General features: G+C 60.1%; 14 protein-coding genes and 1 tRNA gene. 9 read left to right on the top strand and 6 right to left on the bottom strand.

The window, feature by feature from the left end:
- Positions 1-162 precede the first annotated feature (162 nt).
- Positions 163-239 (top strand) — tRNA-Asp (locus AB5Y67_RS17295).
- A gap of 586 nt (positions 240-825) precedes the next feature.
- Positions 826-2,778, top strand: a complete 1,953-nt coding sequence (locus tag AB5Y67_RS17290) for a ligand-gated channel protein (protein WP_168769945.1) — start codon at positions 826-828, stop codon at positions 2,776-2,778.
- A 67-nt stretch (positions 2,779-2,845) separates the two neighbouring features.
- Here AB5Y67_RS17290 and AB5Y67_RS17285 read toward each other — a convergent pair whose 3' ends face one another.
- The 3 genes from AB5Y67_RS17285 to AB5Y67_RS17275 form a co-directional block, all read right to left on the bottom strand.
- Positions 2,846-4,234, bottom strand: coding sequence for a transporter substrate-binding domain-containing protein (locus AB5Y67_RS17285; protein WP_110303933.1), 1,389 nt, complete (start codon positions 4,232-4,234; stop codon positions 2,846-2,848).
- 140 nt (positions 4,235-4,374) lie between these two features.
- Positions 4,375-5,736, bottom strand: coding sequence for an ATP-binding protein (locus AB5Y67_RS17280; RefSeq protein WP_162518318.1), 1,362 nt, complete (start codon positions 5,734-5,736; stop codon positions 4,375-4,377).
- 33 nt (positions 5,737-5,769) lie between these two features.
- Complete coding sequence (locus AB5Y67_RS17275) at positions 5,770-6,492, bottom strand: response regulator (RefSeq protein ID WP_199428350.1); 723 nt, start codon at positions 6,490-6,492, stop codon at positions 5,770-5,772.
- A gap of 199 nt (positions 6,493-6,691) precedes the next feature.
- On the opposite strand from AB5Y67_RS17275, the gene AB5Y67_RS17270 reads away from it, so the two are divergent.
- Positions 6,692-7,042 (top strand): hypothetical protein, encoded by a 351-nt coding sequence (locus tag AB5Y67_RS17270; protein WP_005355311.1) that lies wholly within the window; start codon positions 6,692-6,694, stop codon positions 7,040-7,042.
- A gap of 179 nt (positions 7,043-7,221) precedes the next feature.
- Here the strand turns inward: AB5Y67_RS17270 and AB5Y67_RS17265 are convergent, their stop codons facing one another.
- Both AB5Y67_RS17265 and AB5Y67_RS17260 read right to left on the bottom strand, forming a co-directional pair.
- Positions 7,222-7,641 (bottom strand): hypothetical protein, encoded by a 420-nt coding sequence (locus tag AB5Y67_RS17265; protein ID WP_100652358.1) that lies wholly within the window; start codon positions 7,639-7,641, stop codon positions 7,222-7,224.
- A 99-nt stretch (positions 7,642-7,740) separates the two neighbouring features.
- A complete protein-coding gene (locus AB5Y67_RS17260) occupies positions 7,741-8,655 on the bottom strand; it encodes a LysR family transcriptional regulator (protein WP_100652360.1) in 915 nt (304 codons plus the stop codon).
- Between the two features lie 258 nt (positions 8,656-8,913).
- Between AB5Y67_RS17260 and AB5Y67_RS17255 the strand changes: the two genes are divergently transcribed.
- From AB5Y67_RS17255 to recD, 6 genes are all read left to right on the top strand, one after another.
- Positions 8,914-9,246, top strand: coding sequence for a hypothetical protein (locus AB5Y67_RS17255; protein WP_199428349.1), 333 nt, complete (start codon positions 8,914-8,916; stop codon positions 9,244-9,246).
- 30 nt (positions 9,247-9,276) lie between these two features.
- Positions 9,277-9,963: a pirin family protein gene (locus AB5Y67_RS17250; protein ID WP_005355292.1), complete on the top strand. Its 687-nt coding sequence runs from the start codon at positions 9,277-9,279 to the stop codon at positions 9,961-9,963.
- Between the two features lie 39 nt (positions 9,964-10,002).
- Positions 10,003-10,395: a DoxX family protein gene (locus AB5Y67_RS17245; protein WP_005336513.1), complete on the top strand. Its 393-nt coding sequence runs from the start codon at positions 10,003-10,005 to the stop codon at positions 10,393-10,395.
- A 258-nt stretch (positions 10,396-10,653) separates the two neighbouring features.
- Complete coding sequence (recC, locus tag AB5Y67_RS17240; protein ID WP_199428348.1) at positions 10,654-14,007, top strand: exodeoxyribonuclease V subunit gamma; 3,354 nt, start codon at positions 10,654-10,656, stop codon at positions 14,005-14,007.
- The gene (gene recB, locus AB5Y67_RS17235; protein ID WP_325793988.1) at positions 14,007-17,615 is read left to right on the top strand and encodes an exodeoxyribonuclease V subunit beta; all 3,609 of its coding nucleotides are present in this window, start codon (positions 14,007-14,009) and stop codon (positions 17,613-17,615) included. Before recC ends, recB begins: the two co-directional genes overlap by 1 nt.
- Positions 17,612-19,687 (top strand): exodeoxyribonuclease V subunit alpha, encoded by a 2,076-nt coding sequence (recD, locus tag AB5Y67_RS17230; protein ID WP_325793987.1) that lies wholly within the window; start codon positions 17,612-17,614, stop codon positions 19,685-19,687. The genes recB and recD overlap by 4 nt, the downstream gene beginning before the upstream one ends.
- Positions 19,688-19,728: 41 nt before the next feature.
- On the opposite strand, the gene AB5Y67_RS17225 is transcribed toward recD, so the two are convergent.
- The gene (locus tag AB5Y67_RS17225) at positions 19,729-20,898 is read right to left on the bottom strand and encodes a helix-turn-helix domain-containing protein (RefSeq protein WP_199428345.1); all 1,170 of its coding nucleotides are present in this window, start codon (positions 20,896-20,898) and stop codon (positions 19,729-19,731) included.
- Positions 20,899-20,939 lie beyond the last annotated feature (41 nt).

The following is a 20,939-nucleotide window of genomic DNA, read 5'->3' as shown; positions in this document are numbered from 1 at the left end:
AGTGAAACGCGGTAGCGCCGATGGTAGTGTGGCATTCGCCATGCGAGAGTAGGACACTGCCAGGCACCCAATTAAACAGCGATGTGAAGAATCACATCACTGGCTGCGAGGATGACACCTCACAAGAAGCAGCAGAAGATTTAGCGCAAGCTAACCGAATGCGGAGCGGTAGTTCAGTCGGTTAGAATACCGGCCTGTCACGCCGGGGGTCGCGGGTTCGAGTCCCGTCCGCTCCGCCACTAATTTGAAGGCCTTCCCAGATGGGAAGGCCTTTTTGCTATGGGCGGTTTTGTCCATAAAACCCACAGGTTTGCATACCAGAACGAACGTCAAAGCCCAGTCTCACGACCGGGTTTTGATGTTTTTAGCCTGCTGGTGAGCTGCCGACGTCCCACCACGATGACAATACCTTCCCCTGTTGGTGTTCTCGCTACTGTTTCCACCTCTGTATCGCAACACATCCCATCTTGGCCATATTATTCTGCTGCGAGCTGATAGAGCTTGAGGATTAAATCAGGCCATCTTGTAACGGTACGTCATCGCTTCCACTTGTTTGTGTAATCCCCTTTTTTGCTTATGGATTTATTCCATTAAAACAGTCTCTTATCAAGAATTAGCGATTCTGCGGCAGGAATACCACACGAATCAAATGATAATGATTATTGTTTGAATGATCGAGGCGGGGTCGTTACAATGCGGGCTGATTAATAAAGTGCTTTTCAAATGAGCCTTTTCTAATACTGCGTCTGGCCGGATGCTAGGGCGTTGTAACGAATGAAGTAAGGGAATACGCCACCTTCCTACTAAAAACGTTCAGGCTAAAACATGACAACAGTGAAACCGAACAAGCTTGCCTTGTTGATCTGCTCCCTTCTTGCGACCCAGGTCTATGCTGCCGAACAAGAGGTGATGGTCGTCACCGCTTCCGGCTTCCAGCAGAAGATTGAAGATTCTGCCGCCTCCATCTCCGTGATTACCCGTGAGCAGCTCGAAAAGCGGGCATATCGCGATGTGACCGATGCTCTGAAGGATGTGCCCGGTGTTGTGGTGACCGGCGGTGGCAGCAGCAGTGATATCAGCATTCGCGGTATGGGGTCGAAATACACCCTGATGCTGGTTGATGGCAAGAAGGTGGATAGCCGTGGCACTCGCCCGAACAGCGATGGTCCGGGTATCGAGCAGGGCTGGCTGCCGCCACTGCAGGCGATTGAGCGCATTGAGGTCGTCCGTGGCCCTATGTCATCCCGTTATGGTTCCGATGCCATGGGGGGCGTGATTAACGTCATTACCCGCAAGACCACCGGTCTGGCCTGGCAGGGCTCGGTTCATGCTGATTCTACCTTCCAGGAGAACAAGGATGCTGGCAACAGTTTCCAGACCGATGCCTATACCGCAGGTTCACTGATCGATGGCGTGTTGGGGCTGCGTTTCAATGGTCAGCTCGCCCATCGTGGTGAAGACAAATTTATCCAGGGTTTTGCCGAGCAGGAGACTCGCAGTGGCACGGCGGTGCTCAGCTTCAAGCCTGATGACCATAACCGCTTCGATCTGGAAGCCAGTCGCAGTCTGCAGGATCGGGATCGCACGGCCGGCAATTCGCTGGCTGCCAAGGCGAAAGATAGCCTTAACCGATACGAGCGCACCAACTATGCGCTGACCCATGATGGTCAGTATGATTTCGGCTCCTCCAGCAGCTATCTGCAGCAGGAAACCAACACCAACCCGGGCCGCAAGATGGAGCTCACCAACACCATCGCCGATACCCATACCCAGTTTATTCTGGGGGATCACTACTTGAGCGTCGGTGGTCAGTATCGCTATGAGGATCTGCACGATCAGGGCAATACCCTGAAAGTGGCCAACCCTGCCGAGCAGCTGACCCGCTGGAGCTGGGCGATGTTTGTCGAAGATGAGTGGTCACTCACTGACAGCTTTGCCCTGACCGGTGGCGCACGCATGGATCGGGATCAGAACTACGGTTCTCACTGGAGCCCTCGCCTCTACGGAGTTTGGCATCTGGATGACAGTTGGACCTTGAAAGGAGGCGTCTCGACCGGTTACCGCTCTCCTGACTTGCGGATGTCAGCGGCCAACTGGGGTCAGGTCACCGGTGGTGGTAGCCTGGATGGCATGCTGGTCGGTAATCCTGATCTCAAACCCGAGACCAGCGTGAGTGAAGAGATCGGCCTGCTGTGGAATGGTCATCAGGGCTTCAACGCCGGAGTGACCCTGTTCAACACCGACTTCAAGAACAAGATCTCCGAAGTGCGTCGTTGCACCAGCAAGAGCGATCCAGCCTGTACCCTCAATGGTCACAGCTATGACTTCATCAGTGATCGGGTCAACGTCGACAAGGCGAATATGCGCGGTGTCGAGGGGATGATGGATTGGGCCATCAATGAGGATTGGTCGGTCAGCTCCAGCTACACCTTTACCCAGTCCGAGCAGAAGAGTGGTCCACTGGCGGGTCATGCCCTCAACCAGATGCCCCGTCACATGTTCAACGGCAGTGTTGACTGGCAAACCACCGAGGATCTCAGCCTCTGGTCACGGGTAAACTTCCGTGGCGAGACCTCCGAGTACCTGAGTCGGGTCAAGATGGCGGAAGGGACCCCTTCCTATACCTTCTTTGACATGGGCCTGGTCTACAAGGCCAACAAGCATCTGGATCTGACCGCCGGGGTCTACAACCTGTTCGACAAAACAGTGGATTACAGCAGCTATGGCACTGTGCTGGATGGTCGCCGCTACAACCTGGGCGTGACTTACAACTTCTGATAGGAAACCTCTCATGCGGCCGCCATCTTCCGATGGCGGCCGTTTTTATTGCACGTCCGTCAGGGGGCTATGCCTGATAGGGGGCGGCTTGCCAGGTATTGCGCCCCAGTCCCTTGGCCTGATACATGAGGGCGTCAGCCTGCCGTAGTAGCTGGTCGGCATCAGCCTCTCTCTCTGCGGCGACCCAGACTGCCCCGGTGCTGATGGAGAGGGTCACCTCGCCGCTGCTGGTGTGCAGGGTTTGCCGGTTGCTCTCCAGGCAAATACGCTCGGCCCATTGCTCTGTCTCAGCCAATGTGGCCAGCGGCAGCAGCAGGCAAAACTCCTCGCCGCCGATGCGGGCCAGCAGAGCCTCTTCGGGCAACAGGTTCGTCACAGTCGTGGCCAGCTTTTCCAGCAACAGATCCCCGATGCCATGACCAAAGCGGTCATTGGTCTCCTTGAAGTGATCCACATCGAACAGCAACAGGGCACAGGGCATGCCGCTTGCCAGCCGCTGCTCCATGGCAGGCATGAATGCCCGTCGGTTGAGCAGGCCGGTCAGGGGATCTGTACTGGCTTGTTGCTCCAGTCTGGCGTTGGCGCGGCTCAACTCGGTGGTGCGGCTGGCAACAGCGCGGCGCAGTTGCACTATGTAGGCCACCATGATCAGCACTCCGGCCAACAGCAACCAGGGACCGAGATGGATGGGGTAGACGGTTTCGACATGCATCCACTTGCGGATGATCCGCTCCCGATCGCTCTCTTTGAGCTTGGCGAAGCCCTCTTCCAGTCGGTTTAACAGGGCAAGGTCACCTTTTTTCACCGCAAAGCGGATCTGGTCGGTATAGAGGTGGCGAACCGGAATAAAGCGGGTGGGATCGTCCGAGGTATAGATGTAGAAGTTGGCGACCTGCAGATCGGCGATAAAGGCTTTTATGTCGCCCCGAAAGGCCGCCGCCAGCAGGGTGTCATTGTCATTGAAGGTCTGCAGTTGGGTGCCGGGGAAGTAGCGTCTGGCGTAATACTCCTCGTAGCCACCGGCTACCACACCGACCGTTTCATGGAGCAGGTAGTAATGTACATCGGTGCCGCGCAATTCGCTCGAGAAGAAGAGTTGGGAGTCGAGCTGGGCGAGAGGGCGGCCATAGTCGAACAGTTTGTCCCGCTCCGGTGACCAGAGCAATCCGGCGTGAACGTCCGCTTTCCCCTCATGGAGCAGGTCGAGGGAGCCTTGCCAGTCGACCAGCCTGAACTCGATCTTCTGGCCGGTGACCCTGGCATATTCACGCCACAAATCGATCAGCAGGCCATCCGGCTGGCCCGACTCATTGATATAGGAGAAGGGCTGCCAGGCTTTGGAGTTGGTAATGATGAGCGGCTCTTCCGGGGCTTTGGCCCAGGCAGGCAGGGCAAGGGCGAGTAGCAGGAGCCCCCATCCGATACTGACTATGACTCCTGTCCTGGAAGAGGCCATCCTTGCTCCAATCCGTTGCCGTATACCGTCCCGTGGTCACCGATTATCACCGTCTTTCTGATCGAAGAACAAGCGCTCAAATGATGAAGTTTGCATGATGCAAATGGCGCCATGACAAGGCTGGCGGATAGAGTAACTACTTACAGCGGCAGGCTGATCCGCGCCTCCAGTCCCCCCTGTGGCCGATTGAGCAGGGTCAGCTCGCCGCCGTGCTGATGGACCAGGGTGCGGGCGATGGAGAGGCCCAACCCGACACTGCCGGACTCGGTGTTGCGCGCTTCATCGAGCCGCACGAAGGGTTTGAACACATCCTCGAGCCGCGCCGGATCGATCCCCGGCCCGTTATCGCAGACCCGGATCAACAGCTCTTCCTTGCGCCGCTCCAGCGACACTTCGGCGCTGCCGGCATATTTGATGGCGTTGCCGATCAGATTCTGCAGCACCCGGCGCAGGGTGTTGGCCCGACAGGCGTAGACCTCTTTTCCCTCCGCCAGACAGGTGACCGGCTGGCCGGTATCGGCGTAGTCATCGCACAGGCTGACCAGCAGGCTGACCAGATCCAGCTCGCGGGTGGCCTCCTGCTGCCCCTCCTCGCGAGCAAAGCTGAGGGTGGCCGCCAGCATCTGCTCCATCTGTTGCAGGGTCTGCTGGATCCGCTCCTTGTCCTCGCCATCGGCCAGAAACTCGGTGCGCAGCCGCAGGCTGGTGATGGGGGTACGCAGATCGTGGGAGATGGCCGCCAGCATCCGGGTTCTGTCCTGCACGAAGCGGTCTAGCCGAGTATGCATCCGGTTGAAGGCCTGAATCGATTCGCGGATCTCGGTCGGTCCCTCCTCTTTCAAGGGTTCGATATCCTCGCCCCGCCCGAGTCGCTCCGCATTGCCTGCCAGCTGCTTGAGCGGGCGGGTGGCACGGCGAAACAGCAGCACCATCAGTCCGATCACCAGACTGGCGACCAGCATCAGGTTGAGGGTGGTCTGCCACGACCAGCTGCCCGCCTCCTTGTCGACCAGCGAACTGAACTGCAGCCAGCCCCCCTGCGGCAGTTCGATGGAGCCGTAGAGCCGCATATCCCGCGGCGGTGGAGGGCCCTTGCGATCCCGCATCATGCGGGCGTGATGCTCCCACGCTTTGCTGCGCTGGTTATCCTCTTTCAGCTCGGCGCTGATCTCGACAGTGAGGCCGGAGGGGTAGTTGAGGCGCGAGCGCACCAGCTGCTCGAAGCGGGGGCTGCGGTTATCCGGTTGCAGCGGCTCGTCGGAGAGGCGCAGCAGCAGGGTCTCACTGCGGCTCGCTTTGAGGATCTCGTCATAGAGGGACGGAGGAGAGAGGGAGAGCAGCCTGACCACAGAGATGATCCGCTGCATGGCGTTGCGGCTGTTGACGAAGCCGAGCGCCTCCTCCCGATCCGTGCGGTAGATCTGGATACTGAGCAGCTGGATCAGGATCAGCCCCGCCAGCGCCACCAGAATGATCTGGCCGGTCAGCCCCTTGGGCCACATCCGTGCCCACAGTCGTCGCAAGGTGCCCACTGCTTAAACCTGCGTCACGTCGGCGGAGAACATATAGCCGCCACCCCAGATGGTCTTGATCAGCTCCGGGTTCTTGGGATCCCGCTCCAGCTTGCGGCGCAGGCGGCTCACCAGGGTATCGATGGCGCGATCGAAGGCCACCGCCTCGCGGCCACGGGCCAGATCCAGCAGTTGATCCCGGCTCAGCACCCGTTGCGGGCGTTCGAGAAACACCTTGAGCAGATCGAATTCGGCGGTGGAGAGGCTCAGGCCCACCCCATCCTCATCGACCAGCTCCCGGCGATTGACGTCGAGCAGCCAGCGATCGAAGCGCAGATCCCGGGTCAGGGTTTCGGCGGCGGGCTGGGTGTCGGCCTGGGTGCGGCGCATCACCGCCTTGATGCGCGCCAGCAGCTCGCGCGGATTGAAAGGCTTGGCCACATAGTCGTCGGCCCCCATCTCCAATCCGATGATGCGGTCGGTCTCTTCTCCCATGGCAGTCAGCATGATGATAGGTAGGTTCGATTTGACCCGCAGCTCGCGGCAGAGGGTCAGGCCATCTTCACCCGGCATCATCAGATCCAGCACCAGCAGGTCGAACTCCCGCTCCTCCAGCAGCCGCTTCATCTCCTTGCCATCCCGGGCACAGCTGACTCGCAGGCCGTGCTGTTCCAGAAAGCGCTTCAACAGATCGCGGATCTCGCTGTGATCGTCGACCACCAGAATGTGGGTGTTGCCCTGGTTCATGAATACCTCCCCTGCTTGGCGTTGGCACGAGTATACGAAAATCCGCCCGGCGGTTTGTGTCAAAGTGTGCCAGATCCGCACGATGCCACACTCTGCTACAAAAAAGGGCGATGCTGGCAAAGTTCAGACACCGATAGGGTGTTTACTTGAGGGCAAGGCAAGAGCGCCGAACCAGAATCATCCCTACAGGAGATAGACCATGAAAAAGCTGACCAAAACCCTGCTGACCGCCACCCTGATCCTTGGTCTGCCGCTGGGCGCCTATGCAGCCAGTGAAGCAGCCCCCACCGGCCAGCCCGGTGCCATGGTGGATTGCCCGATGGACGGCGGTGGCATGATGGGTGGCAAACACCACGGTGGCCGCCACGACAAGATGGCCCGCATGCAGAACATGACCCCGGAGCAGATCCAGGCCAACTTGCAGCAACGTTATGATCGCATTGAAGATCCGGCCAAGAAGGCGGAGTTCATCAAGAAGCTCAACGAGCGTGCCGCCGGTATGACCAAGCACGCCGAAGCGATGAAGCAGTTCGCCGAAGCGAACCAGTAACAACGCCAGCTGTTATCAACCCAAGGGTGGCCGAGGCCACCCTTTTTGCGCTTAATGCGTTGAGCAGCAGAGCTTGGTTGAACGCTGGTGATTGCCAATAAAAGAGGGGAGCCCAGTGCTCCCCCTCTTGCTATCTGTGCCGATGCGGGTGTTCAGCCCACTTCACCGGACGAGCGAACTTAGCCCTGAGCCTTGTCGGTCAGCTCTACTTTCTTGACGGTTTCGCCTTCGAACTTGATGACCACGTTTTTCTTGGCGGCGTCGGTATCTTTCAGCAGGGTTGTGGTTGTCTCTGCCAGCAGCGGAGAAGCCTTCTTCAGGGCATCCAGATCATAGGTCCACACTTCCAGACCGGATTCAGTCTTGGTGGTGGCAGGAGCGCCCAGCTTCTCTTTGATAGCCTGCTTGTTGGAGCCGCCTTCCTTGATATCCAATGCCTTCTTGATGGCTTCGTTGGATGCGCTGTCCATGGCACCGGATACGGCAGTGCTGGCCGCATCCTTGACGCTGCTGGTGACGCTGTCGGTCAGCGAATCCATCAGGCCGGCATTGGCAAACAGGGGTAGGGTGGTGAGGACAACCAGCAAACTCTTTTTCATTTTCTACAGCTTCCATGGGTTCAATGAGGCGGCTATGAAATCAGCAAAGATATTGGGCGTCAAGTGAGGCATGCAATTAACATTTCTGTTAACTGGGTCTCATTTCTCACCAGCTGCAAACAGTTTTGGGATCTCCCGCACCAGCCAGCTTTTGGCCTTGCCCATGGTGTCTCGCCGCCAGGCCAGCACGACCTGGATCTGATGGCGATATTCGGGGCTGATCACCTTGAGCCGTCCGGCCCGGATGTCCTCCTCAATCCAGCTCTGTGGCATGGTGCCGACCCCGATCCCTGCCAGCAGGGCATCCCGTTTCTCCGTCATGGTGCTGACAGTGAGGCGCGGCTGCTTGTCGAGCAGGCGGTAGGTAAGTACCGGTTTGCGCAGGGCTGTATCAGCGACCGCGATGGCGCGGTAGCGGCGCAGGGTCTCGTCGGCCAAGGGTTCGGGCTCCTGATGCAGCGGGTGATCGGGATGGGCGACGTAGAGCATCACCTCCTCTTTCAGCACCTGATGCTTGATGCCGGTCATCATGATGTCCGGATTGATGGAGGAGATAAGCAGGTCGGCGCGGCCATCTTCCAGACACTCCCAGCTACCCGCCAGCACCTCGGCCCGCAGCCGCAGTCGGGTATCGGTCTGCTCGGCCAGCTTCTCCACCAAGGGGTAGAGGGCCTGCACCGGGACCAGCGCATCGACGGCGATGGTGATGTCGGTTTCCCAGCCGCGGGCCAGCGCCCGGGTCTCGCCCACCAGATGCTCGGCTGCCTCCAGCAGCACCCGCCCGCGTTCCAGCAGCATGCGCCCCGCCGGGGTGAACTTGGTGCGGTGGCCGCTGCGGTCGAACAGCATGGCATCCAGTTCATCTTCCAGCTTTTGTACCGTGTAGCTCAATGCCGAAGGTACCTTGCCCAGCTCGTCGGCCGCCGCCGCAAAGCTGCCGCGGCGGTCGATGGCGTCCAGCACCCGGATTGCTTCCAGGGTCAGCGCCCGCTCCTTGTTCGATTCCTTGGCCATTCCTCACCTTCAATTTTTTTGAATATGTTTGCCAGTTTATCTCGCTAACAAGTTAGGTCATGTCACTTTAATATTCAATCAACGCTTAGGCAGGAACGTCGAGCGGCCAAATATGCGGGTAGTTCCGCACTGTGACACACCAAATCGGTCTGTCTGATGTCGGTGAAAGAACAACACACTATTTGAATAACCTCTTGCATGGATGCATTGATTCTGGCCGAAAAGGCCTTGGCAATGACATATAAAACAAGAGAGTGAATGAACATGAAAAACGTAATCAAGATGCTGGCCGTTGCAGGCCTGATGACCACTGGTTTCGCCCAAGCTTCCGTACCGGCTGACTTCAATGCCATGCCCGGCGTGCTGTTTGTGAACTGGAACGCCACTGCCGCAATGGATGGCAAAACCAATCCGATGCTGGAAGTGCGTGACGAGTCTGGCGATCTGCTGGCATCAGTCCACGCCAACCTGACTGGCACCCAGCAGGTGCGGATCCCGAGCCGCACCCAGGGCAACCTGACCGTCAGCCTGGCTGACCAGAGCAGCGAATACCGTATTCCGTTCGGCATCGGTAGCGGCAAACAGCGTTAATCAACCGTCCCGGTAGGTGAGGAGCAGACCATGATGCAATTGAGAGCCGCAGAAGCGCGGGGCAAGGCCAACTTTGGCTGGCTGGACGCGCGCCACAGTTTCTCCTTCGGTCACTACTATGACCCGGAGTGGATGGGGCACTCGGTACTGCGGGTGATCAATCAGGATCTGGTTGCGCCGGGTGGCGGATTCGCCACCCACCCTCACGCCAATATGGAGATCCTCACCTGCGTGCTGCAAGGCACCATAGAGCACAAGGACAGCCTCGGCCATGCCGAGCAGATCCCGGCAGGGGATTTCCAGCTGATGAGCGCAGGCAGCGGGATCCGCCACAGCGAGTACAACCCCTCGCAGACGGATCCTCTCTCCCTGTTGCAGATCTGGATCGAGCCGAACGAGTTCGGCACGCCACCCGGATATCAGCAGAAGAAGATCGAGTCCAGACCGGGCATGACGCTGGTGGCGTCACCGGATGGCGAGGATGGATCGCTGCGGATCCGCCAACAGGCCCGCGTATGGCGGCTGGAACTGGCCCCGGGCGAGACGCTCGAATGGGCACTGGCTGGCCGACACGGTTACCTGCAGATGATTTCAGGGGAGTTGACCGCCAACGGTCTGGCTGCCCGACCCGGCGACGGGGTACTCAGTCGTGATGAATATCGGTGGGAGCTGGTTGCGACCAGTGCCAGCCAAGCTCTGTTATTTGACCTACCCTGAAGCAGTCAGCGGTGATGTGACACAAACGAGGAATATGAAATGGACAAGATGAAAGATGTAGCGCTGCTGGCGGGTCGTGTACTGCTGGCGCTGATGTTCGTAATGGCGGGCTGGAGCAAGATCGGCGGCTATGCCGGAACCCAGGGCTATATGGAAGCGATGGGCGTGCCGGGCTTTATGTTGCCGCTGGTGATCCTGCTTGAGCTGGGTGGTGGCCTTGCCGTCGTGCTCGGTCTCTTTACCCGCAGCCTCTCCGTGCTGCTGGCCGGTTTCACCCTGATGGCTGCCTTTATTTTCCACTATCAGCCTGCCGAACAGATGCAGATGCTGATGTTTATGAAGAACGTCTCAGTGGCCGGTGGTTTCCTGGCGCTGGCGGCGGCCGGAGCAGGGGCTTTCAGTGTGGATGCCCGTCTCGGCAAAAATTGGTAATGCCCTGAAGAGTCAAGTTTTCCAATGCCTTTTGGCCGGTGCAACTGCACCGGCTTTTTTCTGTCTGCGTTTTCCGGGTAGGTGAGGTGACGGCACAAATCTGCGGCGCCCCTCATGATTCAGCGGTTTACCCGCCTGCTGGCCACAAGAGCCTTTTGCATCTTCCCCCTCGATCCCCGACAATTCTCACTCTTGTGAAGTGACGGAAATGGCTCGCCTTTTCCCTCGCCCCCTCTCATCCACAGGCGGGAATTGCTCATGTTTACCCTCTACCACTCCAATCAGCTGGATCTGCTCAAAGAACTGCTGGTGAGCCGCATCCGGCAGGCCCCTCTCTCTCACCCCTTCGATCGGGAGCAGATCCTGGTGCAGAGTCCGGGCATGGCCCAATGGCTCAAGCTGGAGCTGGCCAAGGCCTTCGGCATCGCCGCCAATATCGACTTTCCGCTGCCCGCCAGCTTTATCTGGGAGATGTTCACCCGGGTGCTGGCGGATGTACCGCGCCAGAGTCCCTACAACAAGGGCTCCATGAGCTGGCAGCTGATGACCATTCTGCCCGCCTTGCTGGATCGCCCCGCCTTTGCCCCGCTCGCCGCCTATCTGGGCGGGGGAGATGAGGAGGATCCTGCCAAGGATCCCGAGCAGGTGCGGTTGTGGCAGCTCTGCCAGAAGGTGGCGGATCTCTTTGACCAGTATCTGGTCTATCGACCGGACTGGATCGCCCGTTGGGAAGAGGGGGAAGGATTGAGTCAGGAGCTGGCCGGGGTGAGCGGTCAGGATTGGCAGCCGGAGCTGTGGCGCGAGCTGGTGGCTCGCACTCTGGCACTCTCTCCGAGCGGTTACCACCGTGCCAACCTCTACGAGGAGTTTATCCACGAGCTGGCGCGTACCGCCGATCTGCCGGGCAAGCTGCCGCAGCGGGTCTTTGTGTTCGGCATCTCGGCGCTGCCGCCGCGCTATGTGGAGGCGCTGTTGGCCCTCGGCAGCCGGCCGGAGGTGGAGGTACACCTGTTCGTCACCAACCCCTGTCGCTACTACTGGGGGGATCTGCTGGATCGCAAGACCCTGGCGCGCCTCGAAAACAAGCTCAAACCCGGTACCGATATCGAGACGTTGCAAGGCCCCGCCAACCCGCTGCTCGCCTCCATGGGCAAGTTGGGGCGCGACTACCTGCATCAGCTGATGGAGCTGGAGGTGCCGCAAATCGAGGCCTTCGTCGATATCGACGAGATGGATGGCAAGGGCAATATCAAGCTGCTGCATGCCATCCAGAAGGATGTGCTGGAGCTGGCCGAGCGAGGCGCCGGTCAGTTCGATCTCGACAGCAGCCATCACAAGAGCCCCATCGATCCGGCGGATGGATCCCTGCAGATCCACGCCTGCCACGGCCCGATGCGCGAACTCGAGGTGCTGCATGACCGGCTGCTGGCGCTGTTCGAGCAGGACCCGTCCCTCACCCCGAAAGATGTGGTGGTGATGATGCCGGATGTGAACAGCTACGGCCCCTACATTCAGGCGGTGTTTGGCGCGCGCGGCCAGATCCCGTTTGCGGTCTCGGATCGGGCGGCGAGTCAGGAAAGCCCGCTGCTGCAGAGCTTCCTCGCCCTGCTCAGGCTGCCCAATGCCCGCTTCGGGGCTGGCGAGCTGCTCGCCATTCTCGAGGTGCCCGCCGTGCTGCGCCGTTTCGAACTGGATGACGACGAGTTCAACCAGCTGCGGGTCTGGGTGCAGGAGACCGGCATTCGCTGGGGGCTGGACGACGGCTATCCCGTCCGTTTCGATCTGCCGCCCATGTCCGGCAACAGCTGGCTGTTCGGTCTGCGCCGCATGTTGCTCGGCTTTGCCATGGGGGATGGCGAGCCGGTGGCGGGCATTCTGCCCTACGCCGATATCGAGGGTCAGCAGGGGCTGGCACTCGGCAAGCTCGCCTGGTTTGTCGACTCGCTGGCCGAATTCCTGCCCCGCCTGCAACAGGCACAGCCGCTGACCGAGTGGAACGCCTGCCTGCTGGCACTGCTGGAGCGCTTCTATCTGGCCGACGAAGATGAGGAGCGTCAGCTTCAGCTTATTCGCAGCCAGCTGGCCGAGTGGCAGACCCGGCTCGGCGAGGCTCGCTTCGAGCAGCCCATCACCGCCGATCTGTTGCAGGATTACCTCGGCAGCGTGCTGGGGGAGTCCCGCTCCAGCCAGCGTTTTCTCGCCGGTCAGGTCAACTTCTGTACCCTGATGCCGATGCGCTCCATCCCCTTCAAGCAGGTCTGCCTGCTCGGTATGAACGACGGCGTCTACCCGCGCACCCTGGCCCCCATGGGGTTCGACTTGATGGCGGTGGCGTCGCGGCGGGGGGATCGCTCCCGTCGTGATGATGACCGCTACCTCTTCCTCGAGGCGCTGCTCAGCGCCCAGCAGGGGCTCTATATCAGCTATCAGGGTTTCAGCGCCCAGGACAACAGCGACAAGGTGCCATCGGTGCTGCTGGCGGAGCTGATCGACTATGTGCGGCAGGGCTTTGTGCTGGCGGGGGATGAGGATCTGGACGACGAAACCTCCGGCAAGCGGCTGCTCAACCACCTGATGGTGGCGCATCAGCTCACCCCCTACAGCCGCAACTACTTCTACCCGGAGCCGGGTTCGCGCCTCTTTACCTATGCCGCCGACTGGTTGCCCGCCCTCAATCCGGTGCGCGGCGCGGCCAACTTCCAGAGCGGCGAGCTGCCTTTACCTCCCGAATGGGGCAAGGAGCAGGGTCTGGAGCTGGCGGAGCTGCTGCGCTTCTATCGCCAGCCCACCAAATATTTCCTCAATCGCCGCCTCAAGGTGTGGTTTGAGCTGAACGAGGCCAACATCGAGGACAGCGAGCCGTTCGAGCTGGATGGCCTGCAACATTATCAGCTGAAAGATCTGCTGCTCGATGCCCATCTGGCGGAAGGTGAAAGCACCGAGCGTCGCGAGCGGTTGCAGCTTACCGGCCTCTTGCCGCAAGGGTGGTTCGGCAGCCTGCTGCTGGACGATCTGGATGCCGAGATGGGCAAGCTGGCGGATCGGCTGCGGCCATGGGTTGCGGCCAATGAGTCAGAAAAGCAGGCGGTGGAGATCGATATCTCCCTCACTCAGGGTCAGCTGCAAGGGTGGATCGACACCCAGAAGGGGCGTTTGCTGGTGGTCAAACCCGGCAGCTTCAACGGCAAGGATCTGCTGCTGGGCTGGATCCAGCACCTCTGCCTCTCATTGAGCGGCGCCCCCGGCGACACCCTGCTGTTCGATGCCAAACAGAGTCTGCGGTTAGCCAAGCTCGCTGCCGACGAGGCGCGGCCCAAGCTGGCGGCGCTGGTGGCGTGCTGGGCGCAGGGGATGAAGCGGCCGCTGCCCTTCTTCCCCAACACCGCCTGGGATTGGCTCAAGGCGATCGAGAAGGATCCCGACAAGCCGGAGGCGGCCGACAAGGCGGCTCTCACCCGTTTCAACGGCGGCTGGATGATCAATGGGGAGGGGCAAGACGTTTACGTCGCCCGCTGCTTCCCCGAACTCGATGACGAGGTGCTGGGGCAGTTGCAGGCGCTGGCCCGCGAACACCTGACCCCGCTGCTCAAGACCCTGGAGGAGCTGAAATAATGGCTAACCCGCTCAATACCCTGCGTTTTCCCCTCCATGGTGAACGACTGATCGAAGCCTCCGCCGGTACCGGCAAGACCTACACCATCGCCGGTCTCTACCTGCGCCTGCTGCTGGGCCACGGCCCGCTCATTGAGGAGGGGGCCGATGCCGGTCAGCCGAGTGCCCACGAGCGGCCGCTCTCGGTGACCGAAATTCTGGTGGTGACCTTTACCGAAGCGGCCACTGCCGAGCTGCGCGGGCGGATCCGCGGGCGCATCCACGAGGCGCGGCTCGCCTTTATGCGCGGTGAGAGCAAGGACGCCCTGCTGAGCCAGCTGCTGGCCGAGGTGGAGGATCACGAATTGGCGGCCCGTCGCCTGCTGGCCGCCGAGCGGCAGATGGACGAGGCGGCGGTCTTTACCATCCACGGCTTCTGCCAGCGGATGCTGAAACAGAACGCCTTCGAGTCGGGCGCCCTCTTTGAAACCGAATTTCTTACCGATGACAGCCAGCTCAGGCTGCAGGCGGTGAGCGACTACTGGCGCGCCGAGTTCTATCCGGTGGATAAAGCCCTCGCCAGCGCCGTGCGCGCGCTCTGGCCAAGCCCCGCCGCCCTGCTGCGGGAGATGGGCAGCTGGCTCGACAACAGCGAGCTGGAGATCCACCCCGCGCTGGGGGATGAGACCCTCGCCGCCCGCCATCAGGCGGCCATGAGCCGCATCGCGGCGGTGAAGAGCGAATGGCTGGCGCAGATGGACGAGATCCGCCGCCAGACGGATGGGCAAGTAAGCCGCTACACCGGCAAGAACTACGAAGGGTGGCTTGCCAAGATAGCCGACTGGGCGCAGGACGAGAGCAGTGGCTACGCCATTCCCAAGGAGCTGGAGCGCTTCGGCCAGACAGTGCTGGAGGAGAACCTCAAGAAGGGGGGCGCGGTGCCGACCCTGCCGCTGTTCAGTCAGATAGACGAGCTTCTGGCCAGCCGCCCCGGTATTCGCGATCTCATCCTGCAACGGGCCGCCAAGGTGGTGCGCAGCCGGATGCAGGCGAGCAAGCGGCAGGCTCATCAGCTCTCGTTCGATGACCTGCTCAAAGATCTCGACGGAGCGCTTGGCTCCAGCTTGGGCGAGCGGCTGTGCGAGCGGATTCGCGCCACCTACCGGGTGGCGATGATCGATGAATTTCAGGATACCGATCCCCAGCAGTACCGCATCTTCCATCGGCTTTACGGTGGCCACACAGACACGGCGCTGTTGATGATCGGTGACCCCAAGCAGGCCATCTACGGCTTTCGCGGCGCCGACATCTTTACCTACATTCAGGCGCGGCGAAATGTGAGCGCCCACTACACCCTCGGGCGCAACTGGCGCTCCAGCAGTGCGCTGGTGGGGGCGGTCAACGGCCTGTTCGAGCGGGCCAAGGATCCCTTTATCTACGAGGCGGATATCCCCTTCCTGCCGGTGGAGGCGCAGGGCAAGAGCAAGGCGCTGCTGCTCGATGGTGCCACCGCGCCGGTGCTCCACTGCTGGCAGTTGACCGGCCAGCCCACCTTCAATCGGGGGGATTACCAGAGCAAGATGGCTCGTGCCACCGCCGCCGAGATCCACCGCCTGCTGACCCTGGCCCGCGAGGGCAAGGCGCAGATCGGTGACAAAGCGGTGAAGGCCGGGGATATCGCCGTGCTGGTGCGCACCGGCGCCGAGGGCAAGCTGGTGCAGCAGGAGCTGGCACGGCTTGCCATCGCCTCCGTCTACCTGTCGAACCGCGAGAGTGTGCTGGAGCAGGTGGAGGCGCGGGAGATTTTGCTGATTTTGCACGCCTGCCAGAACCCGAGCGAAGAGCGCAGCCTGCGGGCGGCGCTGGCCACCGGCCTGTTTGATCTCGACGCCAAGGCGCTCGATGGGCTGGCCAGCGACGAGCGGGCGTGGGAGAGCGCGGTGCAGGAGTTTATGGAGTACCGCAAGATCTGGCACCGCCGCGGCGTGCTGGCGATGCTGCGGGCCCTGCTGCACCGGCGCAATCTCGCCTCTTCGCTTTTGGCGAGCCCCTACGGCGAGCGGCGGCTGACCAACTTCCTCCATCTTGGCGAGCTGCTGCAACAGGTGAGCAGCGAGCTGGACGGGGAGTACGCCCTGCTGCGCTGGCTGGGGGAGGCGGTGAGCCGCCCCAACGGGCAAGATGCGGAGCAGGTACTGCGCCTCGAATCCGAGCGGAAATTGGTGCAGATCGTCACCATCCACAAATCCAAGGGGCTGGAGTACCCGCTGGTATTCCTGCCCTTTATCTGCAGCCACAGAACCGCCGAGACCCCGCTCTATCACGAGGCGGACGAGGCGGGCAATCGCACCATTCTCGATCTGACCGGCGCCGACTCGTCGCTCGCCGAAGCGGACAGGGAGCGCCTTGCCGAAGACCTGCGGCTGCTCTATGTGGCGCTGACCCGGGGCGTCTACGCCACCTGGCTGGGGCTGGCGCCGGTGCGGGCGGGAGCGGGCAAGTCGGAGAAGACCGACCTGCACCACACCGCCATCGGCTACCTGCTGCAAAAGGGCGAGGAGGGGGATGCCGAAACCTTGGCGACCGCCCTGACCGAGCTGGCACAGGCGCTGCCCGGGGTGGCCGTCGGTGAGCCCTCGCTCACCCGTCCGGCCCCGCTGCCGCCAGAGGAGGAGCAGCTGGGCGAGCCGCAGGTGCGCCACTTTACAGGTTCCCTTGAGCGGGACTGGTGGATCAGCTCCTACTCCGGGCTGGCGGCGCAGGGCCACGGTCACAGCAAGGGCGTACTCGCCAATCCTGGTTTCGATGACGAGGTAGTGACCGAGGCGGCTGCATTGGCTGCCGAGCAACCGGACGAGGCGCCCCAGCCCTCCATCTTCACCTTCCCGAAAGGGGCGCGCCCCGGCACCCTGCTGCACAGCCTGTTCGAGACCATCGACTTTCAAAGCGCCGCGGGCGAGCCGCTGGCGGAGCATATCGCCGCGCTGTTGGCGCAGGATGGTTTTGACGAGAGTTGGGCCCCAGTGCTGCAACAGCAGGTGGAGGCGGTGCTGGATACCCAGCTCGATACAGGCTTTGGCGAGCCGGTGCGGCTGCGGGATCTGGCCCCCGAGCGCAAGCAGGTGGAGCTGGAGTTCTTCCTGCCCATGGGGCGGGTGACGGCCCCGGCGCTGACCGCCCTCTGCCAGCAGCATGACCCGCTGTCGCGGGGCAACAAGCCGCTCAGCTTTGCCACTGTGCAGGGGATGCTCAAGGGCTTTATCGATCTGGTGTTCGAGTGGCAGGGGCGCTGGTATCTGCTCGACTACAAATCCAACCACCTCGGCATGAGCCCCGCCGATTACAGCCGTCCGGCGCTGGAGCGGGCGATGGCGGAGCATCGCTACGACCTGCAATACCAGCTCTACTCGGTGGCGCTGCACCGGCTGCTCACTTTGCGCCTGCCGGGCTACGACTTCGAGCAGCACTTTGGCGGCGTTTTCTATCTGTTCCTGCGCGGCATGCCGCAGGGGGGCATTTTCCATACCCGCCCGAGCCGTGAACTGGTGCTGGGGCTGGATAAGTTGTTTAGCGAAGGTTGTGAGACACCCACAGCAGGATCTCATCCATTGAACGAGGTAGAGACATGATCGGCACCATGATCAGCACCGCAGCCAGCACCGCAGCCAGCACAATGATGGTTGAACGGCTCAAAACACTGGCGCTGGCTGGCCGCATCCGCCAGCTGGATCTGCAATTTGCCAGGCTGGTGGCCGACCTTGGCGGCAGCCCCGAGCTGGTGCTGGGGGCGGCGCTCACCTGCTTCGAGCTGGGGCGCGGCCATGTCTGTTTGCCGCTTGAAATGTTGACTGCCGGATCCCTGCGCCCGTTCGGGCTGGATCCCCAGCAGAGCCGGGATCTGCTGGGGGATCTGGCGGATCCTGCCCGCTGGCCCGCCCTGTTTGCAGAGAGTCCCCTGGTTGGTACCGAACAGGATGAGGGGCCTGCCCCGCGCTGGCTGCTGCGGCTGTGGCGCGGGCGGCTCTACCTCACTCGCTACCACGATCATGAGCAGGGGGTGGCCCGCCATCTGCGCGCTTTGAGTGAACGTGCCGAATGGCCGGAGATAGCCCCGGCTCTGTCGCGGCTGTTTGCCCGCGACTACGGGCTGGTGTTCGCGGCGCTGCTCAAGGCCCGCCTCGCCCCCGACTTCTCGGCCCGCCACTTTATCGAGAAGTATCTCGATCTGGTGTTTCCCAATGAAGTGGATTGGCCCGCCATCGAGGCGCTGCTCGCCAGCGCCCAGGCGGCGAGCGACTTGAGCAAGCTGGATACGCTGGTGCCCGAGGCGCTCTGCTGCAACGGTCAGAAGCTGGCGGCGGCCACCGCGGCGGCGCGCCCCTTTGCGGTGATCTCCGGCGGCCCCGGCACCGGCAAGACCACGACTGTGGCCAAACTGCTCGCCATTCTGGTGGAGACCGGCCTGCAAGCGGGCAAGGCGCCAGCGATCCGGCTGGTGGCCCCCACCGGCAAGGCGGCGGCGCGCCTCACCGAGAGTATCGGTTCTGCCCTGCAGGCCCTCGATCTGCCCCCCGAGTGGGTGGAGGCGATCCCCACCGAAGCGGGCACCCTGCACCGGCTGCTCGGGGTCATTCCGGGGCGCAGCCAGTTCCGCCACCACGCGGGCAACCCGCTGCACCTCGACTTGCTGGTGGTGGATGAGGCCTCCATGGTCGATTTGCCGATGATGGCACGGCTGCTCGATGCACTGCCGAGCCACGCCCGCCTGATCCTGCTCGGCGACAAGGATCAGCTCGCCTCGGTGGAGGCGGGGGCCGTGCTCGGCGATATCTGCAGCTTTATCGAACAGGGCATCAGCCCGGCGCAGGCGGAGTGGCTCTCCCGCCAGACCGGCTACCGCCTGCAGGGCACGCCCGCAGGGGCTCCGGTGCGTGACAGCCTCTGCTTGCTGGCCAAGAGCTGGCGCTTTGATCAGCACTCCGGCATCGGCCAGCTGGCGCGCGCCTGCAACAGCGGCGATGCCACGGCGGTGGAATCAGTCTGGGGTATGGGCTTTGCCGATATCAGCCTGCATCCCTGGGCCGGGGAGGCCTACGACGCCCTGATTGCCCAGGGGGTGGCCGGCTACGGTGCCTATCTGAAGGCGGCCCGCGCGGGGGAAGCGCCCGCCGCCGTGTTCAAGGCATTCAACAGCTTCCAGATCCTCTGCGCCCTGCGCGATGGCCCGTTTGGCGTGTTGGGGCTAAACGAGCGGCTGGAACTGGCCCTGTCACGGGCAGGCCTCATTGCCCGCGATGGCGACTGGTATGCCGGTCGCCCGGTGATGGTGGTGCGCAATGACCACGGCGTTGGCCTCTATAACGGCGATATGGGGCTCTGCCTGCCCGACGAAACTGGCCGGTTAAAGGTATGGTTTGAGCAGCCGGATGGCTCTCTGCGCGCCCTGCTGCCAAGCCGATTGCCGCCCCACGAGACGGTCTACGCCATGACCATCCACAAATCCCAGGGTTCGGAGTTTGCCCATACCGTGCTGGTGTTGCCCGACAGCCCCAGCCCGCTGCTGACCCGCGAGCTGGTCTATACCGGCATCACCCGCGCCAAGGCCCGGCTCGATCTCTACGGCGATCGCGCCCTGCTGGCCCAAGCGGTGCGGAAAAAGACTGAGCGTTATTCCGGATTGGCGGAGAGGTTGGGGGAGTAAGCGATTGGATGGCGGTAAAGGGAGTTGCCGCCGTTTTAATGTCATTCACTAATTGAAAATTCAGAGGGAGGATTTATTTGCTCAAAAACCCACTCCGAAAAAACTTTTTCAACATCCCATCTATTATAATTTTCGTCAGGGTAACGCTTTCTCATTAAATCTGACTTACAGGAATTAAACTCATGATATTTTTCCATGAATTTCTTGGACAGTTCATTTAGTTCACTGTCACTGTTAATTATAAAAAATGGCAATTTTATTATGGGTGGTTTCAGTTGGGTTGTGATTGGTGTAGACAGTGTTTGATATGTATCACAATGCACTTCACTTTTTCTTATGTGTTGAAATAAACTATATTCAATAGTTCCTTTTTTATAATAGTAAATCTCACAGTAAAATTCGGCATTTAACCCATCTTGAGCTTCTGGATAGGTAATAAACTCAATGCTTGGGAATGGTATAGTCAAACCCTCATTGTAGTAATTAACAACAGGCAAGGTCTTAATAATTCTGTTCTTATATTTTAAGTGGTAGTCAAACTGTCTTGTATTCTCAAAATATTGGTTTTGCCACCAATAATTACCCCCCTCATGTTCTACATTTCCAATCTCAATAGTGAAATCAGGATCATTAGAATAGAAGGCTTGGCTAATACCGTCATAGTCCCAACATTTGGCATCTTCTAAAAGAATGGAGAATCTATCAGGGGCTTTTAGGTTGAGGCCGAATCTTTCACGCCACATCGTTCTGACGTCAATTGGATTGGCACATGAATCTAATGGCGTATTAGCATCATTTGTCCGTGAATAAACAACACCAGCTCGTATGGATTTACCTTGATAACTGTATTCTTTTGTCAGGTAATATGGTTTTAAAGGCTCATTAAATATTGTTAGGATTGCTAACTTGGCTTCATTAAATTGTAAAAATTCAAGCTGAATGTTTGGGATGTTATCTTCACTAAAACTTAGTCTTCTAAGCGCAGTGATAATATCTGCTTGAGTATATTTTTTATCACTGTCATTTAATCCAACTACTTCTAATGAATCAGATATTCCGAAAGCTATGTATCTATTCCCATTGTGAATTACATTAGCCATACATAGAATATCATGGACCATTGCAGCCATATTGTTGTGGAATTTTTGTTTGAAGTCCCACCAGAGACCTTCTTTACCTTTTGAGAGTAAGTCATTAATAATGCTGTTCATTTAATAAAACCATGAAGTAATGTAAATTGTATTTTGCAATT

Source organism: Aeromonas sp. s12 (assembly GCF_040907925.1).
Taxonomy (GTDB): domain Bacteria; phylum Pseudomonadota; class Gammaproteobacteria; order Enterobacterales; family Aeromonadaceae; genus Aeromonas; species Aeromonas veronii.
The sequence above is the reverse complement of the archived record's forward strand: the minus strand, read 5'-3'. Positions and strand labels throughout refer to the sequence as shown.